This window comes from Paraburkholderia sp. (assembly GCF_035501035.1).
In the GTDB taxonomy this organism is placed as follows: Bacteria; Pseudomonadota; Gammaproteobacteria; order Burkholderiales; family Burkholderiaceae; genus Paraburkholderia.
This window is the reverse complement of record NZ_DATJWR010000376.1, coordinates 1-9778: the sequence shown is the minus strand read 5'-3', so window position 1 is coordinate 9778 and position 9778 is coordinate 1. Positions and strand designations below refer to the sequence as shown.

9 protein-coding genes and 2 pseudogenes are annotated in these 9778 nt (G+C 69.8%); 5 read left to right on the top strand and 6 right to left on the bottom strand.

Annotation, left to right across the window (positions count from 1 at the left end):
• The 6 genes and pseudogenes from VMJ11_RS27255 to fliF form a co-directional block, all read right to left on the bottom strand.
• Nucleotides 1-890 (bottom strand): annotated as a pseudogene (locus VMJ11_RS27255) (hypothetical protein); the annotation flags it as partial.
• Nucleotides 891-911: 21 nt separating this feature from the next.
• The gene (gene fliJ, locus VMJ11_RS27250; RefSeq protein ID WP_325623582.1) at nucleotides 912-1364 is read right to left on the bottom strand and encodes a flagellar export protein FliJ; all 453 of its coding nucleotides are present in this window, start codon (nucleotides 1362-1364) and stop codon (nucleotides 912-914) included.
• Nucleotides 1361-3025, bottom strand: a complete 1665-nt coding sequence (fliI, locus tag VMJ11_RS27245) for a flagellar protein export ATPase FliI (protein WP_325623580.1) — start codon at nucleotides 3023-3025, stop codon at nucleotides 1361-1363. The genes fliJ and fliI overlap by 4 nt, the downstream gene beginning before the upstream one ends.
• Nucleotides 3019-3696: a flagellar assembly protein FliH gene (gene fliH, locus VMJ11_RS27240; protein WP_325623578.1), complete on the bottom strand. Its 678-nt coding sequence runs from the start codon at nucleotides 3694-3696 to the stop codon at nucleotides 3019-3021. The genes fliI and fliH overlap by 7 nt, the downstream gene beginning before the upstream one ends.
• A complete protein-coding gene (gene fliG / locus VMJ11_RS27235) occupies nucleotides 3689-4684 on the bottom strand; it encodes a flagellar motor switch protein FliG (RefSeq protein WP_325623576.1) in 996 nt (331 codons plus the stop codon). The genes fliH and fliG overlap by 8 nt, the downstream gene beginning before the upstream one ends.
• Nucleotides 4674-6467, bottom strand: a complete 1794-nt coding sequence (gene fliF / locus VMJ11_RS27230; protein WP_325623574.1) for a flagellar basal-body MS-ring/collar protein FliF — start codon at nucleotides 6465-6467, stop codon at nucleotides 4674-4676. The genes fliG and fliF overlap by 11 nt, the downstream gene beginning before the upstream one ends.
• Before the next feature lie 270 nt (nucleotides 6468-6737).
• Between fliF and fliE the strand changes: the two genes are divergently transcribed.
• The 5 genes and pseudogenes from fliE to VMJ11_RS27205 form a co-directional block, all read left to right on the top strand.
• Nucleotides 6738-7073: a flagellar hook-basal body complex protein FliE gene (gene fliE / locus VMJ11_RS27225; protein ID WP_325623572.1), complete on the top strand. Its 336-nt coding sequence runs from the start codon at nucleotides 6738-6740 to the stop codon at nucleotides 7071-7073.
• A gap of 146 nt (nucleotides 7074-7219) precedes the next feature.
• A complete protein-coding gene (gene fliS / locus VMJ11_RS27220; RefSeq protein WP_325623571.1) occupies nucleotides 7220-7666 on the top strand; it encodes a flagellar export chaperone FliS in 447 nt (148 codons plus the stop codon).
• The gene (locus VMJ11_RS27215; protein WP_325623569.1) at nucleotides 7663-7995 is read left to right on the top strand and encodes a flagellar protein FliT; all 333 of its coding nucleotides are present in this window, start codon (nucleotides 7663-7665) and stop codon (nucleotides 7993-7995) included. Before fliS ends, VMJ11_RS27215 begins: the two co-directional genes overlap by 4 nt.
• Before the next feature lie 169 nt (nucleotides 7996-8164).
• Nucleotides 8165-9682 carry a flagellar hook-length control protein FliK gene (locus VMJ11_RS27210; RefSeq protein ID WP_325623567.1) on the top strand — a complete coding sequence of 506 codons (1518 nt, stop codon included), beginning with the start codon at nucleotides 8165-8167 and terminating at the stop codon, nucleotides 9680-9682.
• Nucleotides 9682-9778: pseudogene (locus VMJ11_RS27205) on the top strand (flagellar biosynthesis protein FlhB); the annotation flags it as partial. The gene VMJ11_RS27210 and the pseudogene VMJ11_RS27205, both read left to right, overlap by 1 nt.

The following is a 9778-nucleotide window of genomic DNA, read 5'->3' as shown; positions in this document are numbered from 1 at the left end:
GTGTCCGCGCCTGCCGTGCTGTTGGCCGCCGTGCCGAGTGCCTTGTTCTGGGCCGTCGCGCTCAGGTGCGAGGCGAAGCTGCTCGCGATGCCCGAGCCTGCGCTCGTACCTGTGCCTGTGCCTGCGCCCGTGCCAGCGTCGGCAGTGGCCGCCGTGCCGCTCGCCGTGCCGGCGACCGCGTGCGCGGAGAGCGCGCCCGCGCCGCCGCGCAGCGTCGCGAGCGCGGCTTGCAGCGCGTCGTGCACCGACTTTGCCGTGGCGCCCGTAGCGCTTCCCGTGGCCGTGCCGTCGCTCGCCGTGTCCGCGCCGGCGACCGCCGTTGCCGCCGCGGCGGCAGCCGCCGAGGCCACGCCCGCGAGCGTGCTGTCGCTGCTCGCCTGGGATGCGTCGCTTGTGGCGTTCGGGTCGGTTTGCGTCTGCTGGGCCTGTTGCGTCTGCTGCGCTTGCTGTGCCTGGGCCGCGGCGGCCTGGGCGCCTGCGGCTTCGGCCTGCTCGCGCTGGATGCGCGAGGCGTGGGCGTGATGATCGGCGTCCGACGCTCGCTGCGAGCTTTGCCCGCCGGTCGTGCCCGCCGTCTGCGCGCTGCTGCTCGTGCCGGTGCTGCTGCTCGTGCTCGTGCTCGCCGCTTGCGACGCGCTCGTGCTGGACTGCGCGGAGGCGTTGGACTGCGCGCTTTGCGTGGACTGGGCGCTCCTGGTGGATTGCGCGCTCGAGGCGCTCATCGCGGCCTGCGAATTCTGCGCGTCGATGCTCTGCTGGAGCGTCTGGGCGAAATCCAGACCCGACTGGCTCGACTGGTTCGCCTGGCTGGCGGCATTCGCCGCATTGCTGCCCGACCCGGCGCCGGTGGCGCCGCCGAGAAGCGAGGAGAGTGTGGAGAGGAGCGACATGCTGGCGGTCTCGACGGCGAGTTACGGGTGTTGCGACGTGCGCATGCGCAGCACGCGGGCGGCGTGCTCGTCGGCGTCGCGCTGTTCGCGGCGGGCGTCCTTGCGCGCCTGCACCTCGTCATGACGCGCCTGCAGCACCTCGTACGAGCCGAGCTTCTGCTTGCTGCGCTGCCATTCCGGCTTCGCGGCTTCCACGCGCGCGGTGGCCTGCTCGAGAATGCGCCGCTGCTGCTCGATCGCGGCGTCGAGCGTGTCGATGAACGCCTGGAAATTGCGCACGTTGCCCGCCGCCATGCCGGCGCGCGCCGATTGCGTGAAGCGCGCGTGATACTCGTCGCGGTAGTTGATGAGCGCTTCCAGCTGTTTTTCGACTTCGCTGCGCTCGCGCTGCACGCGGCCGAGCCGCTGCGTGGCGGCGTCGACATCGTCCTGCGCGAGGCCAATCAAGGTTTGCAGCGCGGTCTGTTTCGTCATGTCCTGGCTCCAATCAGCTGGCCGAGCATCTCGACGCTCTGATCATAGTTAGCGGTTTCGCGAAAACCCTGCTGAAGAAAAGCTTCGATACGCGGGTACAGCGCGATCGCCCGGTCGAGCACGGCGTCGCGCCCGCTCACGTACGCGCCCACGTTGATGAGGTCCCGGTTGCGCTGGTAGCGCGAGAGCATCTGCTTGAGCGCGCGCGTCTGGTTCAGATGCCGCTCGTCGATCAGCGCGGTCATCGCGCGGCTGATCGACGCCTCGATGTCGATTGCCGGATAGTGCCCGGCCTCGGCGAGCGTACGCGAAAGCACGATATGGCCGTCGAGAATCGCGCGCGCCGAGTCGGCGATCGGATCCTGCTGGTCGTCGCCTTCGGTGAGCACGGTGTAGAACGCCGTGATCGAGCCGCCGCCCTCGGGGCCGTTGCCGGTGCGATCGACGAGCGCGGGCAGCTTGGCGAACACCGAAGGCGGGTAGCCCTTGGTCGCCGGCGGCTCGCCGATCGCGAGCGCGATCTCGCGCTGCGCCATCGCGTAGCGCGTGAGCGAATCCATGAGCAGCAGCACGTGCTTGCCCTGATCGCGGAAGTATTCGGCGAGCGAGGTCGTGTAGGTGGCGGCCTGCATGCGCAGAAGCGGCGACACGTCGGCGGGCGCGGCCACCACGACCGAGCGCGCGAGGCCATCCTCGCCCAGGATCTGTTCGATGAACTCCTTCACTTCGCGGCCGCGCTCGCCGATCAGGCCGATCACGATCACCTCGGCGCTGGTCGCGCGCGCCATCGTGCCGAGCAGCACCGATTTGCCCACGCCCGAGCCCGCGAAGAGGCCCATGCGCTGGCCGCGCCCGACCGTGAGCAGCGCGTTGATGGCGCGCACGCCCACGTCGAGCACGTGACGGATCGGCTCGCGGTTCAGCGGGTTGATGGTGGGCGCGGTGAGCGGCGCGTCGATGTCGGTGGCGAGCGGCCCGAGCCCGTCGAGCGGGCGGCCCGATGCGTCCACGACGCGGCCGAGCATGCCCCAGCCCACCGGCAGGCGCTTGGCGCCCGCCATCGGGTCGGCGATCGGCGCGCTCTCCAGCGGCCAGACGCGTGCGCCGGGCAAGAGGCCCGCGACTTCGGTCGTCGGCATCAGAAAGAGCTTGTCGCCCGCGAAGCCGACCACTTCGGCTTCGCACATCGGCAGCGAACTGCCCTGCGGCAGCTCGATCATCACCTCCGATCCCACGGCGAGGCGCAATCCCACCGCTTCGAGCACGAGACCCGCGGCGCGCGTGAGGCGCCCGCAGCCGCGCAGCGGCAGCGCGAGCGCGTTGCGATCGCGCACGCCGCGCAGGTGCGCGTTCCACGAGACGAGGTGAGGGTTGGCCGGGTCGTAGTTCGGCGGCGGCACGTAAGGCGCCGGGCGGGCTTCTGCCTCGTCCGGTCCGCCATGCCCAGCCGCGTCGGCGGCGAGCGCCTCGCTGATTGCGTCGATTGCGCCAATTTCGCGCGCCGCGCGCTCGCTCGCGTCCTCGCTCACGAGCACCGCGCCGGTCTGCGTGGGGTCGTGCGCGAGCGGGCCGAAGGAGGCGAGTGCGAGCTCCTGCTCGAGCGGCGTGAGGCCGTCCGTGTGTATCGTCTGATGGCTCGGCAAGGCTGGCGGGTTCACCATGGCCTTGCCTTGCCAAGCGCCGCCATCACGCGTTCCCAGCGCGAGGCGATGCCGGCGTCCGTTTCGCCCGTCGCGGCCTGCGCGCGGCAGCCGCCGCGCTCGATGGCCGGGTCGGTGCGCACGGTCCATCCGCGCGCCTGAAGATCTTCCATGAGGTAGGCCTCGACGATCGGCAGATCGGCCGGGCTCACCACGAGTTGCGGCGAGCCGACGAGCTGCGGCTCGGCGGCCAACACCTCGCGCGCGACCGCGACGAGCGCCGTCGGGTCGTACTGGACGTGCTGACGCACGACCTGCTGGGCAATGTCGAGCGCCAGCTCGACGAGCGTTTCAGCCACGCCCGCCTGCACCGTTTCGAGCGCGTCGCTGAAGCGGCCAGCCAGCAGCGCGAGCTGCATCGCCTGCGCGTGTGCCACCGCCTTGCCTTGTTCGAAGCCCTGCTGGAGGCCTTGCCCGTGGCCGGCCTGAAAGCCGAGCGCCTGGCCCGCCACGTGGCCTGCCTTGAGCCCTTCCTGGTGGGCCGCCTCGCGCAGGCGCTGGAGCTCTGCCTCGAAAGCGGCCGTCTCGTCAGGCGAGGGCGGCGGCGGAGGGGGCGGCGGCGGATCGAACGACGCCATCTCCCAGCGCTGGTACGCTGAGCGACGCGCGCCGTTGGGCTTCTGATCAGACATACGCGTCTTCCGCCTTGCCGCCGATCGCGATCTGACCGCTTTCGGCGAGGTTGCGCACGATCTGCAGGATGCGGCGCTGCTGCGCCTCGACTTCGGAGACACGCACCGGACCGCGCGCGTCGAGGTCCTCGGCGAGCAGTTCGGCCGCGCGCTGCGACATGTTCGCGAGGAACTTGGTGCGCAGCGCGGGCGGCGCACCCTTGAGCGAAATGATGAGCGACTCCGACTCGACTTCCTTGAGCAGCAGCTGGATCGCGCGGTCTTCGAGGTCGAGCAGGTTCTCGAACACGAACATCTGGTCGATGATCTTCTGCGCGAGCTCCGCATCGTACTGGCGCACGTTTTCGAGCACGCCTTCCTCGTGCTGGCTCGTCATGAAGTTGAGGATTTCGGCCGCCGTGCGGATGCCGCCCATCGGGCTGCGCTTGAGGTTGTCGCTGCCCGAGAGCAGGTTCGTGAGCACGTCGTCGAGCTCGCGCAGCGCCTGGGGCTGGATGCCGTCGAGCGTCGCGATACGCAGCAGCACGTCGTTGCGCAGGCGCTCGGTGAAGCACGAGGCGATCTCCGACGCCTGATCGCGGTCGAGGTGCACGAGGATCGTGGCGATGATCTGCGGATGCTCGTTCTTGATGAGCTCCGCCACCGACCCCGAATCCATCCACTTGAGGCCTTCGATGCCGCTCGTGTCGCCGCCTTGCAGGATGCGGTCGATGATCGCGCCGGCCTTGTCCTCGCCCAGCGCCTTCGTGAGCACGTTGCGGATGTAGTCGTTCGAGTCGAGCGAGAAGGCCGTGTGCTGCTCGGCTTCCTTCACGAAGTCCTGCAGCACGTCTTCGATTTCTTCGCGCTTGACGTTCTTGAGCGCGGCCATGGCGGCGCCGATTTTCTGCACCTCGCGCGGCCCGAGGAACTTGAAGACCTCGGAGGCCTCTTCCTCGCCGATCGACATGAGCAGCAGCGCGCTCTTGGTAGCCCCTTCAGCGTTCATCGTTCACCCAACTCTTGACGACGGTTGCGACGATCTTCGGATCCTGGCGCGCGATCGTGCGCGCGTATTCCAGGTTGCGTTCGAACTTGTTCTTCTCGTTTTCGAAGGCGAGCAGGGCGGCTTCGCTGTCCGCGCCCTCTTCGCCCTCGGCGCCGAGCGCCTTGGCCACCGGCAGGCCGTCGAGCAGCAGCGGCTCGCCGTCGCCCATGCCCGGCAGCGAAGGCGCGGCCGGCTCGGGCGGCGGGAACGCGCGGCGCAGCGCCGGCTTCACCATCACGAAATAGAGGAAGAGCGCCACGGCGCCAATGCCGAGCCACGTCGCGATCTGTTTGGCGAGCGCGATGATGTCGGGCTGACGCCACCACGGCAGGTTCGCGTTCGGGTCGACATCCTGCTGGAACGCGGCGTTCACCACGTTCACCGAGTCGCCGCGCTTCGCGTCGTAGCCCATCGCGTCCTTCACGAGCTGCTCGACCTGCGCGAGCTTTTGCGCGTCGAGCGGCTGCAGGCTGGCGTGGCCCTTCGCGTCCACCTTCTGCTGATAGTTCACGATTACCGCCACCGAGAGGCGCTTGATGTCGCCCGGCGCCTGGCTGTAGTGGCGCACGGTCTTGTCGAGCTCGTAGTTCGTGGTGGTGTCGCGATGATCGGAAACGGGCACCGGCGCCGACGCGCCGCTCGCGCCCGCCGGCGCGCTGACGGGCGCCGAGGCCGGCTGCGGCGGCTGGTTCGTGAGCGCGCCGGGCACGCCGCCCGCGCCGCCTTGCTGCAGCTCCGTCGAAATATTCTGCTGCTGGCTGCGGATGGCGGCTGCCTGCGGGTTGCCGTTCGGCCCGTAGGCTTCGGAGGTCTGCTCGAGCTTCGAGAAGTCGAGGTCGGCGCTCACCTGCGAGCGCGCGTTGCCGGAGCCGAAGAGCGGCGCGAGGATCGCGTCGATGCGGGCCTGGGTGTCGTGCTCGACCTGGCGCACGTACTTGAGCTGCGAGGCGTCGAGGCCGATGCCCGTTGCGCCTTGCGTGAGCAGGTTGCCGTCCTGGTCGACCACCGTGACGTTGCGCACCGGCAGGTCCGGCACGGCCGAAGCCACCATGTGCGTGATGGCGGCGACCTGGCCGTCGTCGAGGATGCGGCCCGGATACAGGTTCACGAGCACGGAGGCGGAGGGCGCCTCGCGCTCGCGCACGAACACGGAAGGCTTCGGAATGGCCAGATGCACGCGCGCCGACTTCACGCTCGCGATCGACTGGATCGTCTGCTCGAGCTCGCCTTCGAGCGCGCGCTGGTAATTGACCTGCTCGGCGAACTGGCTGATGCCGAACTTCTGGTTGTCCATCAGCTCGAAGCCGACCGAGCCGTTCTTGGGCAGGCCCTGCGAGGCGAGCCGCAGGCGCATTTCGTTGACCTGCTCGGAGGGCACGAGAATCGCGCCGCCGCCATCGGAGAGCTTGTAGGGAACGTTTGCGGCCTGGAGCGCGGTAATGATGGCGCCGCCGTCACGGTCCGAGAGATTGCTGTAGAGCACCTTGTAGTCGGGCGCGCGCGACCACAGCACGAGGGCCGCGACCACGGCCACGAGCACCGCCACGGCGAAAATGAGCGGCGCGCGCGGGTTGCCGCGCACGTTGCGCAGCGACGAGAGCGAGCCGAGGCGTTGCGCGAAGCCGCCGCCCAGGTCTTCCGCGGCGCCTGGCAGGCCGGCGCCCGCGCCGGCGCCGGACGCGCCCGGTGTGGCGAGGCCCATGCGGGCGTCGGGGTTGATCAAAGAGTTGGCAGACGAATCCATGCGACGGGTATCTCCGGAGGCTTCCAGGTCTCGCCGCGCACGGCGGAGACTTTCACGAGAGGCATTATCCGAGAGCCGTGACAAGCCGATTGCGCGAATAGAGCCGGGTTTTCCCCCTAGTTTCGGGGCTCTCGAAACCGGCCCGCTGCTATGCTCTCCCCCAGATTCGGCGCCGTGTAAGCGCGCCGTGCCGACCGGGCGCCGCGCCTTTGCCGGGCGTGTGCCGCGGCCGGCGTGATTCCCCGCGTGTCCCCTTTTCGTGGAGCAAACATGACCGTGCCCGTATCTCCGCTCACGTCCGCCTTGGCGCAAATGCAGTCCATGGCGGCGCAGGCGGCCGGCGGCCCCACCGCAGCCGACGACGCGTCGGGCGCCGCGACGGCTGGCGGGTTTGCGGCGGCGCTCAAGGCGTCGCTCGACAAGATCAGCGACGACCAGCACAAGGCCGTGGGCGAATCGCAGGCGTTCGAACTGGGCGCGGGCAACGTGTCGCTCAACGACGTGATGGTCGACATGCAGAAAGCCAACATCGGCTTCCAGTTCGGCCTGCAGGTGCGCAACAAGCTCGTTTCCGCCTACACCGACATCATGCAGATCCAGGTATGACGGTCGCCAGAGCCTCCATGCGCGTTACGCGCTAAAGCTTCCCCCATTACGTTCCGATAACCCGGCTAGAACCGCACGGCGCTGCGCACATGCGAGGCGTGCCGGGCGAGTGCACCCCTAGCCAAACGTATTGAGGAGAAGCGCTGATGTTTTCCCCTGCCCAATCTGGAGCCAACGCCTATGCACGCGTGGGCGTCGAAACGGGGGTCATGGGTGCGAGCCCGCACATGCTGATCTCGCTCCTGTACCAGGGCGCGCGGCGAGCGATTGCGCAGGCACGTATGCATCTGCAGGCCGGCAACGTCGGCCCGCGCTGCGAGGCGATCGCCAAGGCGATCCGGATTGTCGAGAGCGGGCTCCAGCTCGCGTTGAACGTCGAGGCAGGCGGCGAGATCGCGCAACGCCTCAATGCGCTGTACAGCTATATGACGCGGCGCTTGCTGGAAGCCAATATCAAACAGAGCGAGACCATGCTGGTCGAAGTCGACGGACTGCTGGCTACGCTCGAGGAAGCCTGGTTGGGGATAGCGCCGGAAGTGGCGCGGATGGCCGAACAGTCATCTGCGCTAGCGTCCGGCGCATCGACGAGATGAGTTCAAAAGCAGACTACTTCGCCCGCTACGAAGCGATCGCGGCCGTCTCGGGGCAGATGCTCTGCGCGGCGCGCGACGCACACTGGAACGATCTGATCGGCTTGCAGGAGGAGTATCGGCTGCTCGTCGACGCGCTGAGGGACGCCGAAGGGGGCGTGCGGCTCACGGTGGCCGAACGCACGCGCAAGTACGAGCTGATCCGCCAGATCCTCGCCGACGACGCCGCCATTCGCGACCTCGCGAGCCCTTGCATGGCGCGGCTTTCGGCGCTCTTTTACGGCACCGCGCAGCCCGCGCGGGTCTTGCAGGAAATCTACGGCGCGCGCTAGCGCGATGCGCCGGCATGTACGAAACGCGTATGCGTGTGCTGCCACGGCCTGGCATGGGACCGGATGGCGCCGAGTTGGGGCGTGGGCCCTGACTCCGGGCGACAGGGTTGGGCAGTGAGCGACACGTGAGCGAGGCGAGCGCTGCGCTCTCGCGCAGATCCGGAAAACCATGAACGGAATCGACACCGGGGCCACCGCGCTCCTAGCGAGCCGCATAGCGGCGCTCACGCCGGTCGGCCAGCAAGGCAGCGCCGGGGCCGCGCAATCGGGCGTTTCTGCGCTCGCGACGGGCACGGCCGCGCTCGCCGACGCCCAAACCCAAACCACTACCGGCAGTGCACCGGATTCGACGCAGACCGTGTTGTCGGCGGTCGCGCTGGCGCTCGACGCGATCATCCGCTCGGGCGGCGAGGCGACGCCGGCCGTGGTGGGCAGCGCGCCGCTCTGGGCCGATCCCGACACCGATCCCGGCGAGCAACCCTCCGCGCAAGGCGGTGCGGCCTCGCTGCCGCTGCCGGGGCTCGCCGCCGCCGAAGCCGCATTGCTGACCGACCTCGCGCTCGCGACTCAGGCCTCGGCTGGCGACGCGCTGGCCGCCGCGGCCGACGCCGGGGATGGCGCCGACGCCCAAGCGGCATCTTCGGCGCAGGGCGCGCCATCTCAAGCTTCACAAACGGCGCAAACCGCACAGGCCGGCGCTGCCGCGCAGGCCGGGCCGGTCGCGGCGCTCGCGGCTTCGCTCGCACAGGCCGTGAGCACGAGCGGGCTCTTCTACGAAGCGCATCTCGCGCAGTGGCTGCGCGGTCAGATCTCGCTCGCCCAGCTCGCGGACGAGCCGCAGAACCGCCTGCTTTCGGCCAATGCGCAACTGCCGCTCGACTGGACCCGCGGCGCCGATGATGCCGATGACGTGCAGTGGACCGAAGCGTTCGCCGGCGCGCCGGGCAACGCGCAGGGCGGCGCCCGCGGGGATACGGCCAACGCCGCCGATGCCGCATTGGCGCGCGGCTTTCCGGCGTTGCCCGATCCGCGCGGCGAAGCGGGCGCGGCGCAGAGCCTCGCGCAGGCGCGCGCAGGCGCGTCGCTGGCCGACGGGCTGCTACCCGCCATGCGCGACGCCGCTACGCAGGCCACGGGCTCGTCGGTGCATCCGGCCGTGATTCCGCTCGTGCGCCAGCAGCTCGATTTGCTCGCGACCGGCGAATTTCGCTGGAACGGCGAGGCCTGGCCTGGCGTGCGCGTCGACTGGAGCATCCAGCAGGACGACTACGACGCGCGCGACTCGCGCCACGGCGCCGGCGGCGTGGACGCCGACGACATTCCATGGCGCACGCGCCTCACGCTTGCGCTACCGAGGCTCGGCACCGTCGACGCGGAACTCTCGCTCACGGGCACGACGCTCGCCGTGCGCGTGCAGGCGAGCGCAGGCGGCGCCGCGCGTCTCTCGGCGCAGAGCGAAGCGCTGCGCGGGCGCCTTGAGGCGCTTGGGCTCACACTCGCGGGGCTCTCGATCCGCGAGATCGGCAGCGGCGGGGCGGCAAACCCCGCCGAGGCGGCGAAGGCCGCGAGCGCGTATGCGGCGCAAAATGCGCAAGCGGAGCACGCGCACGCCGCAGCGGAAGCGGAAGCGGCGACCGCGCGAGACGCCGCCAATGCGAACGCCAACGACCACGACTGGGAACTGTAATGAGCCGCATGCACCGCAAGAGCGCCGCGGCGCTCGCCTACGACGCGCCCGAGGGCGACGGCGCGCCGCGCGTGGTCGCCAAGGGCTACGGCCTCG